The sequence below is a fragment of the Anaeroplasma bactoclasticum genome, assembly GCF_003550015.1.
GTDB lineage: Bacteria > Bacillota_I > Bacilli_A > Acholeplasmatales > Anaeroplasmataceae > Anaeroplasma > Anaeroplasma bactoclasticum.
This window is the reverse complement of record NZ_QXEV01000002.1, coordinates 107,924-129,863: the sequence shown is the minus strand read 5'-3', so window position 1 is coordinate 129,863 and position 21,940 is coordinate 107,924. Positions and strand designations below refer to the sequence as shown.

At 30.4% G+C, this 21,940-nt stretch carries 21 protein-coding genes and 1 tRNA gene; 5 read left to right on the top strand and 17 right to left on the bottom strand.

The window, feature by feature from the left end:
* Positions 1-119: 119 nt before the first annotated feature.
* The 4 genes from EI71_RS01485 to EI71_RS01470 all read right to left on the bottom strand — a co-directional run bounded on the left by EI71_RS01485 (position 120) and on the right by EI71_RS01470 (position 5,209).
* Positions 120-1,328: an iron-sulfur cluster-binding domain-containing protein gene (locus EI71_RS01485; RefSeq protein WP_162849662.1), complete on the bottom strand. Its 1,209-nt coding sequence runs from the start codon at positions 1,326-1,328 to the stop codon at positions 120-122.
* Between the two features lies 1 nt (position 1,329).
* Entirely contained in the window at positions 1,330-2,904 is a 1,575-nt protein-coding gene (locus EI71_RS01480) for a phytoene desaturase family protein (RefSeq protein ID WP_119015472.1), read from the bottom strand.
* A gap of 107 nt (positions 2,905-3,011) precedes the next feature.
* A complete protein-coding gene (locus tag EI71_RS01475) occupies positions 3,012-3,398 on the bottom strand; it encodes a hypothetical protein (protein ID WP_119015471.1) in 387 nt (128 codons plus the stop codon).
* Positions 3,399-3,412: 14 nt separating this feature from the next.
* Positions 3,413-5,209 (bottom strand): diguanylate cyclase domain-containing protein, encoded by a 1,797-nt coding sequence (locus tag EI71_RS01470; protein ID WP_119015470.1) that lies wholly within the window; start codon positions 5,207-5,209, stop codon positions 3,413-3,415.
* Between the two features lie 177 nt (positions 5,210-5,386).
* Between EI71_RS01470 and EI71_RS01465 the strand changes: the two genes are divergently transcribed.
* The 3 genes from EI71_RS01465 to EI71_RS01455 are packed head-to-tail and all read left to right on the top strand — an operon-like array spanning position 5,387 to position 7,684.
* On the top strand, positions 5,387-6,730 hold the full coding sequence (locus tag EI71_RS01465) for a class I adenylate-forming enzyme family protein (RefSeq protein WP_162849661.1): 1,344 nt from the start codon (positions 5,387-5,389) through the stop codon (positions 6,728-6,730).
* 10 nt (positions 6,731-6,740) lie between these two features.
* Positions 6,741-6,983: an acyl carrier protein gene (locus tag EI71_RS01460; protein WP_119015468.1), complete on the top strand. Its 243-nt coding sequence runs from the start codon at positions 6,741-6,743 to the stop codon at positions 6,981-6,983.
* Positions 6,983-7,684 carry an acyl-ACP thioesterase domain-containing protein gene (locus EI71_RS01455; RefSeq protein ID WP_119015467.1) on the top strand — a complete coding sequence of 234 codons (702 nt, stop codon included), beginning with the start codon at positions 6,983-6,985 and terminating at the stop codon, positions 7,682-7,684. The genes EI71_RS01460 and EI71_RS01455 overlap by 1 nt, the downstream gene beginning before the upstream one ends.
* A gap of 69 nt (positions 7,685-7,753) precedes the next feature.
* Here the strand turns inward: EI71_RS01455 and EI71_RS01450 are convergent, their stop codons facing one another.
* The 4 genes from EI71_RS01450 to EI71_RS01435 all read right to left on the bottom strand — a co-directional run bounded on the left by EI71_RS01450 (position 7,754) and on the right by EI71_RS01435 (position 11,635).
* Positions 7,754-8,536, bottom strand: a complete 783-nt coding sequence (locus EI71_RS01450; protein ID WP_119015466.1) for an AAC(3) family N-acetyltransferase — start codon at positions 8,534-8,536, stop codon at positions 7,754-7,756.
* 70 nt (positions 8,537-8,606) lie between these two features.
* A complete protein-coding gene (locus EI71_RS01445; RefSeq protein ID WP_119015465.1) occupies positions 8,607-9,125 on the bottom strand; it encodes a GNAT family N-acetyltransferase in 519 nt (172 codons plus the stop codon).
* Between the two features lie 15 nt (positions 9,126-9,140).
* Positions 9,141-9,662 carry a GNAT family N-acetyltransferase gene (locus tag EI71_RS01440; protein ID WP_119015464.1) on the bottom strand — a complete coding sequence of 174 codons (522 nt, stop codon included), beginning with the start codon at positions 9,660-9,662 and terminating at the stop codon, positions 9,141-9,143.
* A 50-nt stretch (positions 9,663-9,712) separates the two neighbouring features.
* Positions 9,713-11,635: a hypothetical protein gene (locus tag EI71_RS01435; RefSeq protein ID WP_162849660.1), complete on the bottom strand. Its 1,923-nt coding sequence runs from the start codon at positions 11,633-11,635 to the stop codon at positions 9,713-9,715.
* 191 nt (positions 11,636-11,826) lie between these two features.
* Here EI71_RS01435 and rhuM (EI71_RS01430) point away from each other — a divergent pair, with 191 nt between their 5' ends.
* Both rhuM (EI71_RS01430) and rhuM (EI71_RS01425) read left to right on the top strand, forming a co-directional pair.
* The gene (gene rhuM, locus EI71_RS01430; RefSeq protein ID WP_119015462.1) at positions 11,827-12,681 is read left to right on the top strand and encodes a RhuM family protein; all 855 of its coding nucleotides are present in this window, start codon (positions 11,827-11,829) and stop codon (positions 12,679-12,681) included.
* Between the two features lies 1 nt (position 12,682).
* Positions 12,683-13,558 carry a RhuM family protein gene (gene rhuM / locus EI71_RS01425; RefSeq protein ID WP_119015461.1) on the top strand — a complete coding sequence of 292 codons (876 nt, stop codon included), beginning with the start codon at positions 12,683-12,685 and terminating at the stop codon, positions 13,556-13,558.
* A gap of 44 nt (positions 13,559-13,602) precedes the next feature.
* Here the strand turns inward: rhuM (EI71_RS01425) and EI71_RS01420 are convergent.
* The 9 genes from EI71_RS01420 to rpoZ form a co-directional block, all read right to left on the bottom strand.
* A tRNA-Ser gene (locus EI71_RS01420) sits at positions 13,603-13,691 on the bottom strand.
* Between the two features lie 52 nt (positions 13,692-13,743).
* Complete coding sequence (locus EI71_RS01415; RefSeq protein WP_211320994.1) at positions 13,744-14,790, bottom strand: 3-deoxy-7-phosphoheptulonate synthase; 1,047 nt, start codon at positions 14,788-14,790, stop codon at positions 13,744-13,746.
* A gap of 92 nt (positions 14,791-14,882) precedes the next feature.
* Positions 14,883-15,254, bottom strand: a complete 372-nt coding sequence (locus EI71_RS01410; protein WP_119015460.1) for a Rid family detoxifying hydrolase — start codon at positions 15,252-15,254, stop codon at positions 14,883-14,885.
* Between the two features lie 60 nt (positions 15,255-15,314).
* Positions 15,315-15,929: a YgjV family protein gene (locus EI71_RS01405; protein WP_119015459.1), complete on the bottom strand. Its 615-nt coding sequence runs from the start codon at positions 15,927-15,929 to the stop codon at positions 15,315-15,317.
* Positions 15,930-15,959: 30 nt separating this feature from the next.
* Entirely contained in the window at positions 15,960-17,402 is a 1,443-nt protein-coding gene (locus tag EI71_RS01400) for an NAD(P)/FAD-dependent oxidoreductase (RefSeq protein ID WP_119015458.1), read from the bottom strand.
* Between the two features lie 110 nt (positions 17,403-17,512).
* Entirely contained in the window at positions 17,513-19,045 is a 1,533-nt protein-coding gene (locus tag EI71_RS01395) for an endonuclease I family protein (protein WP_162849659.1), read from the bottom strand.
* Positions 19,035-20,810 (bottom strand): excinuclease ABC subunit UvrC, encoded by a 1,776-nt coding sequence (gene uvrC / locus EI71_RS01390; RefSeq protein ID WP_425453574.1) that lies wholly within the window; start codon positions 20,808-20,810, stop codon positions 19,035-19,037. The genes EI71_RS01395 and uvrC overlap by 11 nt, the downstream gene beginning before the upstream one ends.
* Positions 20,807-21,589 carry a putative ABC transporter permease gene (locus EI71_RS01385; protein ID WP_162849658.1) on the bottom strand — a complete coding sequence of 261 codons (783 nt, stop codon included), beginning with the start codon at positions 21,587-21,589 and terminating at the stop codon, positions 20,807-20,809. The genes uvrC and EI71_RS01385 overlap by 4 nt, the downstream gene beginning before the upstream one ends.
* A gap of 88 nt (positions 21,590-21,677) precedes the next feature.
* The gene (gene rpoZ / locus EI71_RS01380; RefSeq protein ID WP_211320993.1) at positions 21,678-21,896 is read right to left on the bottom strand and encodes a DNA-directed RNA polymerase subunit omega; all 219 of its coding nucleotides are present in this window, start codon (positions 21,894-21,896) and stop codon (positions 21,678-21,680) included.
* Between the last annotated feature and the right edge of the window lie 44 nt (positions 21,897-21,940).

Here is a 21,940-nt window from a genome sequence, read left to right as displayed (position 1 = left end):
ATATAAAATAAAGCATTATTAATTACCTATAGTTTTATATGTTGGAATCTCATTTTCCATAATATAAATTAGTATTAAATCATAATTACATAGATCTTCAATTTTTCTTACCATAAAAATTAAATAATGGTTATTTTTATTTTCATATCCGATAAAGGATATGTATGGCAGGTATAAATATAATTAAATCTCTTATCCGTTGCTCTTCTAGAATCTCCCTTTAATATGAAGTATTCTCCATCTATGACCTTGCATCTACAAGCTCCACATTCACCACTTCTACAACAAGTTTTAATTAAAATACCCTCTCGCTCTAAGGCTACTGCTATTGCTTCATCTGCCCTTGCATCAATAATATCTTCTTTTATTCCTCTTACTACAGTTAATTTATAAATATTAGAAGCCTTCTCTATAGGATATCCTTCTTCCTTAGATATATCCTTAGGATTTCCTAAGGCTTCCATTCTTATTCTTCTTAAGGGTACATTTAATGCTTCTAATTCCCCTTTAATATAAGAATACATACTTCCTGGGCCACATATAAAATATGTGGTTTTACCATTTTTGGGAGCATTATCTATAGAATACTTCTTTATGATATCCTTAGATATATATCCTTTTTCATCATTATCATATAATTCTTCATCAATACCAGATATTACATGGATTACCTTAACCTTATTTGTTTTCTTTGTAATCTCATTTAATTCATCGTATAGAATAATATCCTTATGAGATATAGAGCCATATAGAATTGTTAAATTGATATCTAATGTACCATTTAAAATCTCTTGAGCCATAGAATAAAAAGGTGTAATTCCAGACCCTCCCGCAATTCCTACAATATTATTTGAATCTCTTAATGGCTCATAATAGAAATGTCCAAATGGCATTTCTACGGTTAATGTATCTCCTTCTTTAACACTTGAATACATATAATTAGAAATAAAACCATCTAAAGTATTTCTTACTGTTATTTCAAAATATGGATTATCTAGCTTTGCTTGATATGGTGCACTACAAATAGAATAAGGTCTTGTAGTAATTGTATTCCCTATTTGATACTTTATAGATACGTAATTTCCTGCTTGAAATACTGGTAAAAAGCCATCAATTGGAACTAAGGTATATTTCTTTGCAGTTTTAGATACATCCTTTATTTTTGATACAGTAACTAAAAATGGAGCAGGGTGAAGCATTCTTGAAACCATATTGATTGGATCTTTATAATTATTATCCCCACTCGCATTTTTAAATGCTTCTTCTCTTTTCTTAGTTACTCTAGATGCACCACTTACATCCTTTAAAAAGCAATTAATCTTTGTCATATTACTTACCCTCCGTATCCATTTGATCAAGTAGCGTTTTTGCTGCTTTTCTGCCATTGGAAATTGCAGGTGCCATACCATCCCCACTAATAGCGTGTGCACCACAGAAGGCTAAACCCTTAATATAGTTTTCACCATCAGCCATCATTAGTCTAGCTACAACATGGTCTTCCATAGAATGCTGATATCCATAGATTCCACCTAAAAAGTTAGAAGTATAATGAGCTACTGTATGAGGCATTTCAATTTCTATTTCTATAATATGATCAAATAAATTTACACCTAAATGATCAGAAATTGTTTTTATCATATCAAAGGCCATTTTTCTTTTTATTTCATGATAATTTAAATCTGTAATATCTAAAAATGCCAAAGGACTTGGTAGGTATGTAATCGATAAGGATGTATATCCTTCCTTAACACAAGAAGGATTTGCATAATTAAGACAAATGGTAGTTAAATAATCATATGGGCCTAAGGTTTTACCTTGCTCAAAGAATTTATCTAAATCCATATTAGATTCTGATGAAAAAACAGAATAATCATGAATATTTAATTCCTCTGGAGTCTTATCTAATATTAATACAACACTTACAACAGATACGCCCATCTTTCTAGCATTGGTATTTTGATATGCTTCCTTAGGAACACTATTTATAGGCTCAATCATACGTCCATAACAAGTATTAGGGTATGCACTACAAGCAACATAATTAGAATAAATTATATCTCCTCTTTTTGTTTTAACCCCATATACATGACCATCTCTAACTAATATTTTATCTACATCTTGTCCATATTCATACTGGACATTCATTTCCTCGCATGCCTCTTGCATACGTAAGGATAATTCATGAGAGAATTCCTTACATACATAAGATCCACCAATAAAATAATCAGCCATTAAAAATGCATATATAGTGAATGGTAATTCACTAAATGGACTTCCTACATATATCCAATAGGCCTTTAATATATCTATAACCTCACTTGGTAAATCAAAGCTTTTCAAAACCTCCTCTGTAGAATAGCCTGCAGTTCTTACTAAGCCTTGATGCTTAAGTAGCATTTGTAATTTGGACATACTCGAATCAGATAATACATTTACAGAATTATAAACCTCAGCACATAGATTCATAAACCTATTTACTTCTTTAAATGTATTTGGATATTTTTCATCAATTTCATGGGCCATAGTGAACTCACCAGGAATAAAAATATCATTTTTAACAGAACCAGTAAATCCAGCATGAAGTGTAATATCTATATTTTCTTTAGGTACACTTATTCTATAAGCCTCAGGTACTCTTAGCCAATCAACCATAACATTCATTTCTTCTAAAAATTGTCTTATTTTAAGTGGCATTTCCTTAGGTCCTATGGACATCATTTCATGTAAGGTGGCTTCCATTTCCATACCGCCTCTTACAAAGGATGTTGTAAGTCCGCCAGGTAAATTATGTCTTTCCAATATTAAAACATCTTTCCCATTTTTCGCTAAGGATAATGCACAGCTCATACCCGCTAAAGCCCCACCGATTATGATTGCATCATATTTTTCTTTAAAATACCCCATTCTTTTGATTCCTTTCTATTCCAAATCCACAATGGGAATTATACCACAAGTTGTTTCTTTTTAAATAGGTATATTTAAAAATAAAAAGGAACTTGCGTTCCTTTCAATTATCTTTTATATTGTTCCCCTTCTTGGATAATACTTGCCATTTCCTTTTTCATTTTGGAATTGTTTTCTTCTACCATTTTTATATTCTTTTTCTTAACAGAAATATAAATAACTCCTGGTATAATACCTAACAATAATAAAAACATTAAAGCAATTTCATTAATTTTAGGTAGAGGCTTTATTTGATTTTTAGCATCATAATATCTTTTTTCTAAATTAGAAAGAGTAATATAGTTTCTTAAGTTTTTATCTCTTGTTAAAACTACATATTTAATTTTTTTCTTTCCGCCACCCTCTTCTATTTCTTCTTTAACCTTCCAACCAAAATTCTTATTATCACTAATTTCTAATTTTTCACTTAGTGGTAATTTCTTTTCTTCAAACATATAATCCTCTCTTTTTATAGGTCATTGCCTTCTTCATTAACTAATAGAACATAAAATATATCCCCATATCTATCGTCATGAACTAAACGACCAAAATCTCTAACATGCTTAATTCTACCTGTTTTAGTTATAATCTTATATCTTACATAATCCCTATTTTCTGTTTTTCCAGAATGGATTTGTTCCCAAATTTCTTTATCCACTCTTTCATAATCACTTGGATGTACAACACCCTTAAATTTATAATCTACATATTCCATAAATTCATCGATGTCTTTACAATCAAACATGCGAATACAATCTAAATTCGCATATAGCATTCTTTCACTTTTCGCTTCATATATAAAGATAACGCCAGGTACATTTCCAGTAATTTCTTTCATTGAAAAGCCTATTCTTTGTCTTTCCCCTAGCATCATGGTTGCGTTATATCTATCGCAACCATTCTTGGAATGGAATTTTACATAATAAAGAGCACTATCCGCTTTAGAATATAAATCTACAAGCTTTTTCCCATCAAATGGATATATTGTATATCCTAAAGATATAGTATATGGGGTTTTTAAACCATTATTACTATATGTTTTTTCCTTTGCGACAAAAGAATTTAATATATCTTCAACATTCTTTTTAGAATTATCCTTTAAAATTAAACAGAATTCATCTCCACCTGTTCTACCTATAATCGCTTTAGCACCAAATTCTCTTGTTAATGATTTTGCAAATGCCTTTAAAGCTATATCTCCAACAGGATGGCCATATAAATCATTAATTGTTTTAAAATCATCAATGTCCATAACGGCATATATGAAATTAGAATCCTTATTCTTTTCATAAAATTCAGCTAATTTTTCATTAAATCCAAAGCGATTTAATAATCCTGTTAAAGCATCATACTTAGATGCTTTTTCTAATCTTTTAACTAATACATGATTTCCAACTCTTGATGAGATGAAGTGAGATGCATCTTCAATAATCTTTTCTGCATCTATTTCTGTATCTTCTATATAATTATCTACAACTAAAAAGCCAATTAATTTGCCTTCATTATATAAAGGATAAGCAAATAAGCGAGATACATTTAAATTATTTAATAAATCATATAAATATAAATCTTTTCCAATTAAGGATTCTACATCGTTAATTTCAATGAATGGTCTATCTTCTAGAATATCTAACCAAGTTCTAAACGCGGATAAGGGGATATTTTTTAAAGTATTTATGGATGGATATACTCCATCTTTGGTATATTCAAAGGCATTATCTACTTTTATACCATCTGTTTCTAAAACATATATACGATCAGAATCAATCGCTTTACCAAGCTCCTTCATTACTTGATTCATAGCTGTATTATAAGGAATATCTGAATTTAATAATTTAGCAATACGAATTATGATATTATCTGTCATAAATGCTTTTTTTAATTCTTCTGATTTTTTATTTTCTTCATCAATATTAAAAAATACACAGCTACAATATCCTTCTTCTTCATTAGGTGCTATTGCGTAAGCAATCCAGTATCCTAAGTCTAGAGCATAAGTAAAATTATGCCTTCTTTCCTTTTTATATAGGCATTTATATAAGTCATCCTTCCAAATATCATCTACGTTTGGAAATATCTCTTGAAATGATTTTCCTACAATTTCCTCTTGTTCTTTTCCTAAAATTTTACAAACATCATCATTGACATAAGAAATGATTGCATCCTTTACCATTGTTTTTTTGGCATTATATTCTACTTTATAAACCACATAAGCAATAGGAATATCATTATAAAAATTAGGAATATATCTCAAAATATCCTTCATAATACTAAACCCACCAATTAACAATAATCCAATTTAGAATTATATCGTATATTGATTTATTTTTCAATTAAGTAACCATTTTAATACATAAATAATTGAATAAATCCTTCAAAAAATGGTATACTAAAATATATAGAGTATTCTTCGATTACATAAATGAATAAAGGGGTGTTTCATATGAGTAAAATGAAGTATCAAACAATACTCCAAATGATTGAGAATCAATATGAGGGAAGTGTCGCACTTTCTTATGATGATAATGGAGAAATTCTTGATCTAACCTATAAGCATGTAAAAAATAGAGTCTTAGCCTATCCAGTAAATAAAGATAAAAAATGTGTAGGTATTATTTGTGATGGAAAGCTAGATACATTAATTGCAATGATGGCATATATAAATCAAAAAATTACAGTTGTGCTTATTTCTTTAATTGATAATATTTCTTTAATTCAAGAAGAAATATCTACTGTAGGCGTTGATTTACTTATTGGACCAGAGGATTATAAAAACAATTTTAGAATGCCTCCAGATTCTTCTAATCCTCCACAAGGTAAAATCCTATTTTTTACATCAGGTACAACATCTAAAGCAAAAGCGGTTATATTAACTGAGGAAAAGCTTTGTGCAGCTGCCTATAATGGTTCTTGCTGCTTAAGCCTTAAGCCACAGGATAAGCTACTTTCTTGTCTACCACTTTCCCATGTATTTGGCTTTATCTGTTCATGGCTTTGGGCATGGCAAAATGGTGCATCCATTATTTTATCTAGAGGTATTTATAAATTTTTTGATGATTTTGAATATTTTAAACCAACCGCTGTAAGCTTAGTTCCACAAATGGCATCTATTTTAGCCTTAAAGGAATTATTTAATCCAGAGCTTAAGCTTGTATTAATTGGTGCTGGAGATTGCCCAAGCCCAGTATTAACTGCAATTTCCTGTATGGGTATAAGAGTATCCTTCGGCTATGGCTTAACAGAAACCTCTTCTGGTGTTGCCCTATCCTTAGGGGATAACCCAAGAGCGTTTACGGTATGCCCATTAGATGATGTTAAAATTGCAGATGATTATGAAATCTTAGTTAAATCTGATGAAACTATATTTGAAGGATACTATCCAGATAATACTGGCTATAAAGATTTATTTACTGAAGATGGCTATTTTAAAACTGGTGATTTAGGCGCATTTGATGATTCTAATTTATTACACCTAAAGGGAAGAAAAAAGGATACACTAGTTTTACTTGATGGTACTAAGGTATTCTTACCAGAGGTTGAAGAGGATTTAATGGGACGCCTTGGAGTTACAGAACTTGCCTTAGGTACGGATAAGGATGGAAATGTTGTCTTATGCTTAGGCAAGGTATATAAGAGTGAGCTTGATGACTTTGAAGCAGATATTGATGATTATAATTCGAATCAGCCAAGATCAAAAAGAATTTCTAAAGTTATTTGTATACCAGAAGGATTACCAAAGAATAATACTGGTAAGGTTAAACGATATGAAATAAACTTTAACGAATAGGTGGGATAAAATGTCAAAACAAGATATAAAAAATAAGGTAATTGATATATTAAAAACAAATGTTGAAAAATTCAAAGAAATAGAGCTTGATGAGAATACAAAAATAAATACCCAAAAGGAATTAGATTCTATGACATTCATCTACCTTATGTGTAAGCTTGAAGAGGAATTTCATATTGAAATACCTGAAAAAAAGTGGGTTAATTTTAAAACCCTTGGAGATGTCATAGATGAAATTGAAAGGTTGATATAATGTTTCAAGCAACAAGAAAGCTATTAAGCATTGATTGTGGTGCAGATCAAAGATTAAAGCTTGCAAGGCTTTTAGCCTTCTGCCAGGAAATGAGCATTAAGGATTTAAAGGATACAGGTATCGGAATTGAAAATTCCTTAAGCCAAGGCTTATTATGGGTTATTGGTAAGCAAAGATATGTTATCCATCATCTTCCTTTATATGATAGTACTATTTATCTTACTTCTTGGTCTGGTAAAACCTTAAAGGCTTTATTTCCAAGATATTGTGAAATAAAGGATGGAACATCCATTTGTATTGAAGGAGTTTCCATATGGTCCTTAATAAAAAAGAAATCTAGACATTTTGTATTCGCAAGCGACTATGGCATCATTATTCCTGAAGAAAAATATGGCAATGAATTACCATTCCCAAATAAGCTTATTCCACCAAAAGTAAAAAAGAAAGCTATATTATCTGCAGATTACTCCAATTGTGATTTAAATGGACATTTAAATAATGCTTCCTATATAGACTTTATTTTAAGCTTAATTCCTATTTCATTCATTAAAAAAAATACAATTAAAACATTAGAAATTGATTATGAAAAAGAAATAAAAATAGGAAATAAAATGCCACTATTTTATGGTAAACATAACAATGATTACTGGTTTTATAATGAATATTTCACTATAAAGCTTGGATTTGAAAAAATGATATAGATATGGTCTCCTTTTTAGGAGACCTTTTTAATTAAAAAAAGGAGTTATAAAACTCCTCTAATCTACATACTATTTTCTATTCTTTTCTATCCAAGATACTGCATAATCTACTAATTCCCTTTGATTCATTAAACGAATTGAAGCATCTCCTATTTTTCCATAAGAAATAGTATTGTTCTTCTCAAAGGATTCACCAAGACTAATAAAATCCTCTCCATCCACATATAATGTTTCATAGGCCTTCCATACTCTTTTACCATTCTCTAAAATAGCACTATGACATATAACATTATGCTTAGATTCATAATTTGCTCTTACATCTGCTAAATGGATAGAGGTATTTTTATCATGTAAAACTCCAATTAATAATACCTTTCCATTTAAATCATATAATTTAGATAATGGAGACCCTTCTCCAAATATATTCGATAAGTCATGATTATCTGTTAAATACTTTGCATATTTACCAATTGCTGCAAAGCTTCTTGCAGGATGATCACTTCTATATGCATTAGGAAAAGTTCTAAATAATTCTGCACAAACTCCCATAGTGCTTGTAGGAGTTTTGAATTTATCATAAGCTGGGAATTCCGCTCTAATAATATCCCATTCCTCTTTAGATGCCTCCCAATGAACTCCTTCTTCTGGGTCTAAATTTCTCCAAGATTGTGTTGGCATCATTACTGTACCACTATCCTTAACAATCTCAAGTAGTGCCTCACAAACAGTTTGTGCTCCACCTAAAACATAGCCCATACTGCTTAAGGAGATATGACATAATACATTATCTCCTTCTTTTAACCCCATTTTAGTTAATTCATTAATAATATCCTTTTTTGTAACCATTCTCATAATCCCTCCAGATATTATTATAACAAAAGTAATGAAAAATGCACTGACAATAATCAGTGCATTTCATCTATTATAGCTTTAATAATGCAGGGATTTCTTCCCCTTCTTTACCATTATACCACTGTGGCTGTTCTATAAATCCAAAGGACTCATATAGCTTTTTCGCAACTACATTTTCAGGCTCATAGGATAACCAGCATAAATCTGCCTTCCCGCAAGGAAATGTACGAATATAATCTAAGGCAAGCTGCATAGCCTTTCTTCCATATCCCTTATTCTGATATCTTTTATCGATCATAAAGCGCCATAGGCAATAGCTTTTTTTAACCATTTCAATAAATAAAGGGTCTTCTCCTTCTAAATCCTCTTCATCCATTCCATAGCCTATCATTAAAAAGCCAATAGGCTTATTATTTTTACATATTGCAAATGGCATGGCAACACATCCATTTGTAATTGCAACATAAGCTTCCGCAAGTGAATTATTGTTTGATGCAACAAAATTCTTTTGGCTCCTTGATACTTTTAATCTCCAAATTACATCTATATAATTCTTATATGTAATTTTTTCTAATGTAATATTTTCCATAATATTTTTCCTTATTTATTTCACTTTTAAAACTAAAGTGATTTCATCCTCATAATTATCTCCATTTGGTTTAAAGCCAAAGGATTCATATATATGTTTAGCACATTCATTTCCTTCTACATAGCTTGTTGTAATAATATCTTCTTCTCCATCAGGAAAAGTTAATATATAATCTATTGCTAGCTTTACTGCATCTTTCCCATATCCTATATTTTGGTAATCCTTATCTATCATGATTCTCCATAAATCATAGCTATGCATAAGTGTTTTAGGACACCCCTCAAAGCTATAAGAATTATGTCCAATTAGTAAGAACCCTATAGATTCATCACCATCATATATGCCAAAAGCCTTAGCATATTTGCCTTCCATTACTGTTGCATATGCATAAGCCATAGATTTAAAATTATCTCCAACAAACTCTTCTTGTTCTTTTTTTAGTTCAAGCCAACCTATTTCCCAATAGTTTTTTGTTGTAATAGGGATAAGCTTTAAATTCTTATGCTTTAATTTATAATTCTTTACTTCCTCTAACATAAATATACTCTCCTAATAACATCTTTTTGTATCTACTAGCATTTTGTTTTTTATTCAGAAATAGTAATTGTTTGAGTTGTTGATACCTTCATATTAAATACATAAGGATCATTTACTTCAAATTTATCACCATCACTATAACGATTTATGTGTGCATATCTAGAATCTTTAAAGCTATCTACAGTAATTGTCTGCGTGCCAGTTTTTAATTCAAATCCATCTAAGATAAATGGAGCACTTGTTATTGATGTAAAATCACAACCAAAAGTATCACTAGATTCAGAATCATCGGATGCAGAATAGATATAACCAGATGTCAATATATTCACAAATTCATAGGATTGTCCCTCTTCAAATAGAGCTATAGTTAAAATGGAAGTTGAACCAGTATAACTTGTTTTTGGCACATCCGTAATTGTATATGTGGCATCCTTAAATGGCTCATATATGCTATGAAAATTAGTCCATAACTTATTACCTGCAACAACACTATAAGCTTTTTTTCCTTTTAATTCAGCAGCAGTGCTTTCTAATTTGGCTGTTATATTCTTATAACCAACCTCACCACTAAGAGAACCAAATTTAGTCCATGAAATTGTACCTTCTATATCATATTCAATCGTTATTTTTACTTTTCCAGGTTTGATAATATCATACTTAGTGTATTCATCTTCTTCATACCTTGATGGATCATAGCTATGCTCAAACTCATATGTTTCAACAATATGACCACTTAAATTATATGTATTGTCTTCTTCCTTTCTAAAGGTTATAGAGCCTTCCGCATGGGTACCAAAATCACCAGCCACATCAAATGTAACCTTAACAGTATCTTTTTCACCATCTTTTGATTTTACTGTAAATACTGCCTTACCAGAATCATTTGTTGTAACCTCAGTATTTTCTACACTTAAATGAGTAGGCTTTTGAATTTGTAATTTATAATTTGGTAATGCAAAATCCGGATATATAGTATTACCCGCTTTTGCATAATGACAATATACATTTACTGTTGCAACTTCGCCTCTTTTTAAGGTTGTTTTCGATGCAGTTAAATCAATAGTAGGCTTGATCATTTTATAATCTATGGTAACAGTAACATCTATAACATCTTTCTTTTCTTTAGTTTTACCTAGCTCTGATTTAGCTTCCGCATAAGATACAGTTTTACCGCCTACTTTAGAGTAACCATATGTATTACCAACCTTATTACTTTCGCCATATCTTTTAGTTAATTCATCTCCATCGCCTTGTTTGCCATTTAATTGATAAGCACCACCAATAAATAGGCCAACAGGTTCATAATAATATCCACCGGATTCTTCATAATAATCCATAACATGCTTTTCATTAACTAAATAATCCCTATAGGATTCCGTAATCCAAGAATCAGATTTTCCATCTCTTTGTGCTTGATTTACTAAATCAATATATTTACTATACATAGCTTCTGTAATATTTAAGCATTGGTATTTTGAAAAATGAGTAATTTTAAATGTAGCTGTCTTACCATTACAATTCGCATCAGTTATAAAATCCCATACATTATTTACTTCATCATAACAAAATACACATATAGTTGAATTTGATGGAGCTTCTGTCAAATTCATGCTTACTTCTACTGGTTCACTAAAAACTGTTCCAGAAGGCTTAAATTCAGCTGCACCTAAAAAAGAGGTTAAAAGATCTATAGAAACATGCTCTTTATTCTCCACATATTGTACGGATATGTTAGTATCCTTTTCTAATGCACCAGAAGGAATAGTTAACCCTAGTCCAGACTTTTCATCTTTTACTTCTCCACCATTTAATCCTATAGTCTTTTCTACAGCTTCATATTCTTTTGGTGTGTTATCTACTTGATTTGTATCACCACCATTTTTACATCCTGCAAGTAAAAAAGAGAACATTAAAACTGTAATTATAAACAATAAAGTTTTATTCTTAAAAATACTTTTTAAAATCGATCTCATAATAGGCTCCTTTCCATATCTTTTAAAATATTTTACCATAATATTTAATAATATGGTATAATACTGAATATCTAAAGGAGTTGTAAATGAAAAATCTTATTCAATTGAAATTACAACTTAATAAAAAAATTTTTGAGCCTTATTGCGAAATGCAGTAAGGCTTTTTTATTTGAGAAAAATAGGAGGAAAATATGAATATCAATGAAAAGAAATACAATTTAATTAAATTTGAAGATGGAGATTTTAGTTTAGATGTAAATGTATCGCCTAATGAAGATACAGTGTGGTTAAACCAAGATCAAATCGCCATTCTTTTGGGGAAAGCAAAATCAACTATTAATGAGCATATAAAGAACATTTTGAAAGATGAATTAGAAGAAAATGTCGTTATGAGAAAATTCGGAAAAACCGAATTATCTACTATCAATACCAAGCCCACATTATACTATAATCTTGATATGATTCTTGCCGTTGGTTATAGAGTTAATTCAAAATGTGGAATTCAATTTAGGCGCTGGGCTAATTCTATATTAAAACAATACTTATTGAATGGTTATGCCATAAATACGGAAAGAATTATGGCATATCAATCCAATATATTACAACTTGAAGCTAATGTAATAAATTTAGAAAATAGGTTAAAGAATTTAGAAATGACTATCTATTCGGATAATACTCAAATTATATTTGAAGGTGAAATATTAGAACCATATACCTTCTTAAGAAAGCTCTTCTTTTTAGCTAGAGATGAAATAACTATTATAGATCAGTATGCAGATAAATTCTTACTTACTATGTTATCGGATATAAAGGTTAAAATAACAATTGTTACTTCTACTTCATCTTATTTAAATAAAGAAATAATACCTGAAAATATAACTATTATTCATAATGATATTATTCATGATAGGTTTATCATTATTGATAATTTAGCCTATGCCATAGGTTCATCATTTAACGATATAGGCGAGAAAAGATTCTTTATGATGAAATTAGAAAACATAACTAAAGAAATGATTCTAGGGGAAAGGCAAGGTAAAAACTAAAATGAATATCAATGAAAAGAAATATGAATTAATAAAATTTGAAGATGGAGATTTTAGTTTAGACGTAAATGTATCGCCTAATGAAGATACCGTATGGTTAACACAAAATGATATGGCAGCACTATTTGATGTTGATAGAACAAGAATTACACGCCATGTAAATAATATTCTTCTAGAAAAAGAATTACCTAATTCAGTATGTGCGGAAAACGCACTAACTGCTTCTGACGGCAAAAAGTATTTAGTTAAATATTACAATTTAGATATGATAATTGCTGTTGGATACAGAGTTAATTCAAAACGAGGAACATTATTTAGAAAGTGGGCTAATTCTATATTAAAACAATATTTATTAAATGGTTATGCCATAAATAATAAACGTTGTATGGAATGTCAAGAAAACATAATTACCTTAAATAATAAAGTTAATAATTTAATAGAAAGTACATCGAATTTAAATACTAGAATGTTATCACTTGAATCAACAGATAACATACTATCAAATATGCTATTTTATGAAAATGATATATTTGAAGCTTATTCATATATTAAAAAGCTTCTTCTATCTGCCAAAAAAGAAATAATCATAATTGATGGATATATAGATATAACTGTTTTAGATATGTTAAATGAAATAATGATTCCTATTACAATTTACACATTACCATCAGCTAATATCACTAAACAAGATATTTCTAAATTTCAAATTAATCATAATTTAAATATAATAAGAACAAATATAATACATGATAGATTTTTAATAATAGATGCTGATATTTATTCAATTGGTTCTTCTATAAAGGATGTTGGAAAGAAAAGATTTGTTATGACAAAAATTATTACAATAAGCAAGGATGAATTGTTAAAGAATATATAAAAATAAAAGCCTTGATAACTATGTATCAAAGCTATTGTTTCAAGTGGCGCAGAGGAGGGGATTTGAACCCCTGCACGGTCTCCCGTCTGCACGCTTTCCAAGCGTGTCCCTTCAGCCTCTTGGGTACCTCTGCAAATGTCCGATATTCATTATATCGGATTTGTGTTTTAAATTCAAGAAGAATTTTACTTTTTTAAAGCTGCTCTTCTCATCTCAGCAAGCTCTAAAATAAGTTTTTCTGTCTTTTCAAAGCCTAAGCATGGATCAGTAATAGATTTACCATATACTCCATCTTCTACCTTTTGATTTCCATCCTCAATATAGGATTCAATCATTAAGCCTCTAAAGATCTTATCAATATTTTCATTATGACTTGCAGAATGTAATACTTCTTTTGCAATACGAATCTGTTCTAAATATTTTTTACCTGAATTATTATGATTACAATCTACAATAACTGCAGGGAATTTATATTTAGTAGGATCATACCTAGATGCTAAAAAGAACATATCCTCATAATGATAATTTGGTTGGGATTCACCATGCTTATTAACATATCCTCGTAAAATCGCATGAGCAAGTGGATTACCCATAGATTCAACCTCCCAGCCTCTATAAATGAAGGTATGTGGAGATTGTGCTGCACGAATAGAATTTAGCATAACAGATAAATCACCAGAAGTAGGATTTTTCATACCTACTGGAATATTAATACCAGATGCAGTTAATCTATGCTGCTGATTTTCTACACTTCTTGCGCCAACGGCAACATAGGATAATAAATCAGATAGATATCTATGGTTTTCTGGATATAGCATTTCATCTGCAGTTGAAAAGCCAGTTTCGGCTAAAACATCCATATGAAGCTTACGAATTGCAATAATACCCTGTAACATATCACTAGGCTTTGTTGGATCTGGCTGATGTAACAAGCCCTTATAGCCTTCTCCTGTTGTTCTAGGCTTATTGGTATATACTCTTGGGACAATAAAGATAACATCCTTTACCTTTTCGTATACGACCTTTAATCTTTTCATATAATCTAATACAGCATCTTCTCTATCTGCAGAGCATGGTCCAATAATTAATAATAATTTTTTGGAATCCCCTCGGATAATTGCTTGAATTTCTTCATCATTCTTTTGTTTTATTTTAGCAAGCTCATCGGATAAAGGAAACATTTCCTTTACTTCCTTTGGAGTAGGGAGCTTTCTTTTAAAATCCATATTCATAAATAATCAACCCCATTTTATAAGAAATTTACATCATTGTAGCAAAATTTGTCTAGTTTTTCAATAGAAATGGTACCTTTAGGTACTATTTCTTATTTAACTTGCGCAATTGCTTCTATTTCAATTAAAGCACCCTTAGGTAAGCTTTTTACTTCACACAAGCTTCTTGCTGGTTTAGATAGAAAATATTTATCATAAATATCATTTACTATACCAAAATTAGCTAAGTTAGATAGATAAACTGTAGTTTTAACTACATTATCTAAGTTAGAATTACCTTCCTTTAATATAGCTTCTATATTTTTAAATGCTTGTTCTGCTTGTAATTCAATAGTTTCCTCTAGCACATTTGTATTTGGATTAATCCCAAGCATACCAGATGTATAAATCATTCCATTTACTATTATTCCTTGAGAGTATGGTCCTAATGCCTTAGGAGCATCCTGAGTTTCAATTTTTATCATAATAACCCTTCTTTCTTTTAAAGTATTATATAATAATAAAACCCAAAAGAAAACAAAAAACTACACTTCTGTAGTTTTTAATGCTTCTTGTAATTCATTCCTATCCATATTATCTACATTCACTTCTTTATGCTTTCTTTTTACTATAATAGTTATTAAAGAAATTGTAGCTAATATAAAGGATAATAAATTAAATGCCATTGTTGGAATAAAATTCATACCATATCCATAAATTGTCCAGCAGGATGAGGATACCATAATAGCTATTTTTACTATTTCAATTCGAACCCTAGGAATTAATATAACGATAGAATACTCTAATGTTGCAACAACAGGTAATAATCCCCACCATTTGGCATGCTCAAAATCATAAATAAATACAAATATTCCAATACCTGTACCTAGTACAATAAATATAATAGCCAAAGCTGTATTCATCCATTTTTTTAATACAAATAAATTTCTTATAAAATTCACTGCATCCTGTACTAGTCCACTCCAAAGCCCTGTCATTCCTTCAGCAACTGCACAAAGTGCATTCGCAGTAGATTGACAAATTAGTAAATGCTTCTTCTTTTTTAATCCAGAAGCGATAGCAAATAAACCATAGCCTATAATGGATATTATATATGCAGTTATTAAATAAGGATTCCCCATAATGGATGTAAAATCCATAAAAAATTCACTCCTCAAAAAGATAAGGAACTATTCAGTTCCTTTATCTAACGAATTATTTTCTAGTTTTTTAATAATGTCTCTAGCGACAAATACACCATTCGCACCAGCCTGTGCTAAGCCTCTTGTTAAGCCTGCGCCATCTCCGCCAACATATAAGCCCTCTACAGACTTAGTTTCAAAGTTGTTTTTGATTTCTGGTCGAGCACTATAAAACTTTGCCTCAACACCATAGAATAATGTATGCTCATTTGCAATACCTGGTGTTACATGGTCTAAGGCTTCAATCATTTCAACAATAGATTTCATAGTATTATATGGTAATACTAATCCTAAATCTCCAGGTACAGCCTCTGTTAATGTAGGCCTTACAAAGCCTTCATCAATTCTCTTTTGTGTTGATCTTCTTCCTCTTACAATATCACCATATCTTTGAACGATAATAGACCCACAGGATAATTCATTCGCAAGACGAGATACTTGGTGTGCATATTCATTTGGTAAATCGAATGGATCAGAGAATTTATGGGATACCAATAGTGCAAAATTGGTATTGTGGCTTCCAAGCTCCTTAGATGCATAAGCATGTCCGTTCGCAAGCATAGTACCACTATGGTTTTCAATTACGACATGACCAGATGGGTTTGAACAGAATGTACGAACTGTTGTTCCAACACTTGTACGGTAAATAAATTTACCTTCATATAAATTGGAATTGATTTCTTCCATTACAATATCATTTGTTTCTACTCTTACACCAACATCTACTTGGTTATTTGTCATATGAATATTATATTTATGACACATATCCTCAAGCCATTTAGAACCATCTCTACCAACACCTAAGAATACATAATCACTATCAATGATCTCACCCTTTTTAAGGGCAATACCAGTAACCTTACCATCGGTAACTAAAATATCTGAAACCTCTGTTTCAAACATCATATCTACATGATCCTTTAAATCCTCATAGATTGCTGCTTGAATCTTTAGGTTATTCTCTGTACCTAAATGTCTAACCTGGCTTCTAAGTAGCTTTAAGCCAACAGATAATGCTCTTCTTTCAATTTCTCTAACCTTATCTGTTGTAGGGTTTGTGATTTCCTTTGGTGCACCATATTTTAAATTAATTTGATCGACATACTTAATTAATTCAAGTACTGTATTATCATCTAAATAATCGGTTAACCAACCACCAAATTCTGTAGTAATATTAAATTTACCATCAGAAAAGGCACCAGCTCCACCAAAGCCATTTGTGATAGAACAAGCAGGGTGACAACCAGATACACCTTCTCTATTGACAGGGCACTTTTCTAATAAATGCTCATTTACTGGGCATTTTCTTTTATAGATATTTTTACCCTTATCAATTAATAAAATTTTCGCATTTGGCATTTTTTCCATGAATTCATATGCACAAAATACGCCAGCTGGACCTGCCCCAACAATTATACAATCATACTTCACAAAAACACCCCCAAGCGATTTAGAAGTCGTACCTTATTATTATATCATTATTTATAAGAAAAAGAAAACAAAAAATTTTCATAAGAAAAAGGGAGATACACTCCCTAATCTTATGATACATATATAGAGATTGAAGATATTACTACTCTTGGATTATCACCCGCAATGGCAAATATAAATTCTCCATTAAATTCATCAAATGTTGCAGAAAAGCTACTTTGGCCAAGCGCACCACTATATAATACCTTATATTCTCCATTAGAAACTCCAATGATATAGCCTTTACTTACTGGTCCATGAGTACCAGTAAAATTAACTGTAACACCACATAAGCCTTCGGTAGAGAAATTTGATTTTAAATATGCTCCAGAACCTTCAGCACCAATAGTAGATAAAGCTACATCCGAAACCTTTTTACCATTTGTACCAAGTCTAAAGTCCGATGGAGCTACATAACAAGCGCTCGCATAAAATTCAAAATCAGATATACTAAATGTTACATCCTTTTTATAGGATGCTTCTCCACTAACTGATGAAAAATCAAAGGTCTTATATGCGTCATTATCTAAGCTATTACCCTTTAAATAATCAATTAAATACTTTGCTTCACTTAAAATAGAATAATTATTTACATAAAGCTTTTCTTGAGCATTTAAGGCTTTTACTCTATCTACTAAGGTATTCACAGCCTCTTCATCCTCTAAAGTAACATTAGAAGGTAAATTATTAATATCATCAATAAGTGCTTTTACTTTTTCTTTATTGATACTTAAATTTAGATAAGAGCTATCAAATACTTTATTTACCCATTCTGGGTGGTCAATAAATGGATTTCTATTTTTTTGATGCTTATAAATTATTTCATTTCTATTGATTTCTTCAAAAGAAACTGGGTCCTGATAATGCCATTTAATTAATGTAGAAAGCTTACCTATTTTTGCTTCTCCACTAGATGTTGGGATTTTTTCTGAAATAGTTAAATCTAAATTAGTATCATTATATCTTGCCATCATATAGAAGATAGCTCTTGCACAATCTCCTTTTGCCTCATCTCTTGGCTCATAACATACATTATTAATCCATTTATTTCCATAGGCATCTTCTTCTACTGTACCACTATTTAATGCTACCTCATCAAAATCTAAATCGCCTCTTGCGTTATTTGCTTGAGCTTGAGTTGCAGTTAAATGATGACAATCGGTATAGGCAGGATTTGTATCGCTTGCAAATCCATGGCTTTTAGGCCAAGTATGCTCTCTATTCCATGTGCCATGGGCATTCTTAGGAATAGATAGGCCTGTATATATACATACAATATTGTCCTTATTATATGGATCTTCATCAGCTTCTTCTAAAATATCCCAAGCATCAGAATATGAATATTTGATATAATCTTGAGATATTACACTTGTTATGGAGGCAACAAATTCATCTTTTTCTAAATTTGTATTTACATTAGAATAATAATTATTTACATCCTCTGGTAATTCTCTATAAGCTAAAGTGATTTCTTCTTTTGTTGTAGTTGAAATATCGGTAGTGGTCTCAGTAGTAGTTTCTACATTTGTTGTAGTATTACTAGTACCACCACAAGAAGCTAATATTAAAACTCCTAATAAAGGTAATATAAGCTTAATCTTCATCTTCATCCTCCTTAAAATATTCATATATTCTTTTCGCTAAATTCTCTGGCATACCAGATTTTTTAAGCTCATCAATAGATGCATTTTTTACATTATCTATTGTAGTAAAATATTTAATCAAGGCTTCTTTTCTTTTTGGTCCTAAGCCTTCGATTTCATCTAATCTAGATTGGAAGAAGCCCTTAGCCTTTTGGCTTCTAAAGAAGCTTATCGCAAAATCATGAACCCTTTGGGATATATCTGCTAAAAGTAAAAATACAGGGTCATTCTTATCTAAAGGAATTAATTTATCCTTAAAGAAAATAATGGTAGCCTTATGATGGTCATCCTTTTGAATACCCATAACTGGAATATCGACATTTAAAGAGGCTAATACCTCCTCTGCTGCATGAACCTGGATTTTTCCACCATCCATTACAATTAGATTTGGTAAGGTTGAATCTTCCATAAGAAGTCTTAAATATCTTCTATAAATGACTTCCTTCATGGATTCATAATCATTTGCACCCTCTACAGTTTTAATATGGTATTTTCTAAACTCTTTTGGTGCTGGTCTACCATTAATATAGCATACCATACCAGATACAGGGTATTCACCAAATAGATTGGAATTATCAAATGCTTCAATCCTTTCTGGTGGATCAATTCCAAGTAATTCTCCTAGTAAGTTAATAGTTTCTACTCTTTTTAATACTTGATTTTTATATATATTTCTTTTGTTTTCTAAATTATATTTGGCATTATAAACTGCCATATCTAATAATTCTTTTTTCTTTCCAAGCTTTATATCTACATAAGGAATTCCAAGTAATTCATCAATATTTTCTATATTAATACCAGATATACCAATTTCCTTAGGCTTTTCATTTATCTCATAAAACTGTCTTAAATAAGATAATACCTCATCCTCTTTGGATATATAAGAATTAATAATTGTTTGATGATTTTGAACTATAGAGCCTAATCTTGTAATAATGATATTTAAAGATAAATCTCCATTATCCTCATATACTCCGATATAATCTCTTGCGGTTAAATCATTAATAGATATCTTTTGTCTTTTAATTGTATTCTTAATAGAATTAATTAAATCTCTATATTCTATAGCCTTTTCAAATTCCATATTCTCAGATGCAGATATCATTTTTTCTTCTAATTCCTTTAATATGGAATCTGCATCTCCATTTAAAAAGGATGAAATTTTATTCTTATAAATAGAATAATCAAAATCCTCTTTATTTATACATGGGCCTAAGCATTGATGCATATGATAATATAAGCATTCCTTATCTGGAATATGATTACATTTTCTTAATGGATATAATCTATTTAAAAGTGTAACTGTATCCCTTGCAGCACCTACATTAGGGTATGGTCCAAAATATCTAGCCTCACCCTTTTTTCTTTTGTTTCTTGTAACTATTAATCTTGGATTTTTCTCATTTGTTAGGGCAACATAAGGATATGTTTTATCATCTGTTAGGGCGATATTATATTTAGGATTATATTCCTTTATTAAATTAATTTCTAAGACAAAAGCCTCAAGCTCACTTGAGGTTATAACATAGGTAAAGTCTTTAATCTCAGAAACAAGCTTTGTTGTTTTAGCATTATGAGCACCATGAAAATAGCTTCTAACCCTATTCTTTAGGTTCTTAGCTTTACCAACATATATAATTTTTCCATTTTTATCCCTCATCTGATAAGAGCCTGGGGAATCTGGTAATAAAGCCAGTTTTTCTTCAATAATGCCCAAAAGAATCACTCTCCTGATAATTTATCCTTAACCTTATTCATAAAATCCTTTAAGCTTAATCTTAAATGATTTGTTCTTGTTTTAATTTTAGCACTAGAATACTGTCTTTCTAATGCTTTAATAGATTTTACAACTCTTGTAGATTTTAAATAGTCCTTTAAAGATTCCATCTTCTTAGATGCTTCTTCCTTAGCATCCATAACGCTTCTTTGAAGCTCTAAGGCCATAGATTCTAGCTTCTTAATAATCTTAGAAATATTAACCTGCTTAATTGTAGAGAATACTGTATCTGTCATAATAAGTGAAAAAATAATACCAGATATTATATAAAACCATAAATCCCCTAAGGAGGCTATTAATCCTACAAAGGGTATAATCACATATGGATGTAATACATATAATACTAAAACGACTAATATAGCAAACATAGAGGAATTTCTAAGACAAACTCTACCATTAATATTTAAAAGCTTATCACTATAATCCCACCATCTCATATGGAATATCATTTCCATAGCCCAAGAAACAAAATATTCAAGTAGGGATGTTAATAAGAATCCTAATATAAATACAATAAATATAGAATACCAAGCATCTAGCCTATACGCCCAAGAAAGTGCTGTAATAATACCTACTGCACCAAAGCCATAAATTGGCACAAATGGTCCGTATAAAAAGCCTCGGTTCGTTATCTTTTTTGTACATATAGCAACATAGATAACCTCAGCTATATAGCCAAAGAAGGCATATATCATAAAATATAAAAAGTATTCGCATATGTTATACATGATATTTCCTCCTTTTTTCAAATTATACAACATTTTCTTTTAGCAAAAAAGAAAAATGATACCGAAGTATCATTCATCTACCTTACTTTTACTTGAAAGTCATCTTTGTCTGGTTATTTAAGATTTCTTCTAACGCTTGACCAACTGGCTTTACACACATACCATCTTCTGCAGCTGTCCACTCTTCCTCTTCAATGATATGAGCTCTTCTAGCTGCTGCATAAGCAAGCTTATATTTAGAATCAATAACCTTTAATAAATCATCTACAGATGGATAACGCATTCCATCATAATCTTTCTTTGACATATCTCTTGCCTCCAAATCAACAAAATTATTATACAATAAACTAA

What these genes read in the sequence shown, in the direction of transcription:
- EI71_RS01445 (WP_119015465.1), bottom strand. Translation starts at nt 9,125, where the DNA reads ATGGAAAATATTACATTAGAAAAAATTACATATAAGAATTATATAGAT.
- EI71_RS01455 (WP_119015467.1), top strand. Translation starts at nt 6,983, where the DNA reads ATGTTTCAAGCAACAAGAAAGCTATTAAGCATTGATTGTGGTGCAGAT.
- EI71_RS01450 (WP_119015466.1), bottom strand. Translation starts at nt 8,536, where the DNA reads ATGAGAATGGTTACAAAAAAGGATATTATTAATGAATTAACTAAAATG.
- rhuM (WP_119015461.1), top strand. Translation starts at nt 12,683, where the DNA reads ATGAATATCAATGAAAAGAAATATGAATTAATAAAATTTGAAGATGGA.
- EI71_RS01465 (WP_162849661.1), top strand. Translation starts at nt 5,387, where the DNA reads ATGAGTAAAATGAAGTATCAAACAATACTCCAAATGATTGAGAATCAA.
- EI71_RS01480 (WP_119015472.1), bottom strand. Translation starts at nt 2,904, where the DNA reads ATGGGGTATTTTAAAGAAAAATATGATGCAATCATAATCGGTGGGGCT.
- EI71_RS01405 (WP_119015459.1), bottom strand. Translation starts at nt 15,929, where the DNA reads ATGGATTTTACATCCATTATGGGGAATCCTTATTTAATAACTGCATAT.
- EI71_RS01385 (WP_162849658.1), bottom strand. Translation starts at nt 21,589, where the DNA reads ATGTATAACATATGCGAATACTTTTTATATTTTATGATATATGCCTTC.
- EI71_RS01410 (WP_119015460.1), bottom strand. Translation starts at nt 15,254, where the DNA reads ATGATAAAAATTGAAACTCAGGATGCTCCTAAGGCATTAGGACCATAC.
- EI71_RS01485 (WP_162849662.1), bottom strand. Translation starts at nt 1,328, where the DNA reads ATGACAAAGATTAATTGCTTTTTAAAGGATGTAAGTGGTGCATCTAGA.
- rpoZ (WP_211320993.1), bottom strand. Translation starts at nt 21,896, where the DNA reads ATGTCAAAGAAAGATTATGATGGAATGCGTTATCCATCTGTAGATGAT.
- EI71_RS01435 (WP_162849660.1), bottom strand. Translation starts at nt 11,635, where the DNA reads ATGAGATCGATTTTAAAAAGTATTTTTAAGAATAAAACTTTATTGTTT.
- EI71_RS01440 (WP_119015464.1), bottom strand. Translation starts at nt 9,662, where the DNA reads ATGTTAGAGGAAGTAAAGAATTATAAATTAAAGCATAAGAATTTAAAG.
- rhuM (WP_119015462.1), top strand. Translation starts at nt 11,827, where the DNA reads ATGAATATCAATGAAAAGAAATACAATTTAATTAAATTTGAAGATGGA.
- EI71_RS01460 (WP_119015468.1), top strand. Translation starts at nt 6,741, where the DNA reads ATGTCAAAACAAGATATAAAAAATAAGGTAATTGATATATTAAAAACA.
- EI71_RS01470 (WP_119015470.1), bottom strand. Translation starts at nt 5,209, where the DNA reads ATGAAGGATATTTTGAGATATATTCCTAATTTTTATAATGATATTCCT.
- EI71_RS01395 (WP_162849659.1), bottom strand. Translation starts at nt 19,045, where the DNA reads ATGAAGATTAAGCTTATATTACCTTTATTAGGAGTTTTAATATTAGCT.
- EI71_RS01415 (WP_211320994.1), bottom strand. Translation starts at nt 14,790, where the DNA reads ATGAATATGGATTTTAAAAGAAAGCTCCCTACTCCAAAGGAAGTAAAG.
- EI71_RS01475 (WP_119015471.1), bottom strand. Translation starts at nt 3,398, where the DNA reads ATGTTTGAAGAAAAGAAATTACCACTAAGTGAAAAATTAGAAATTAGT.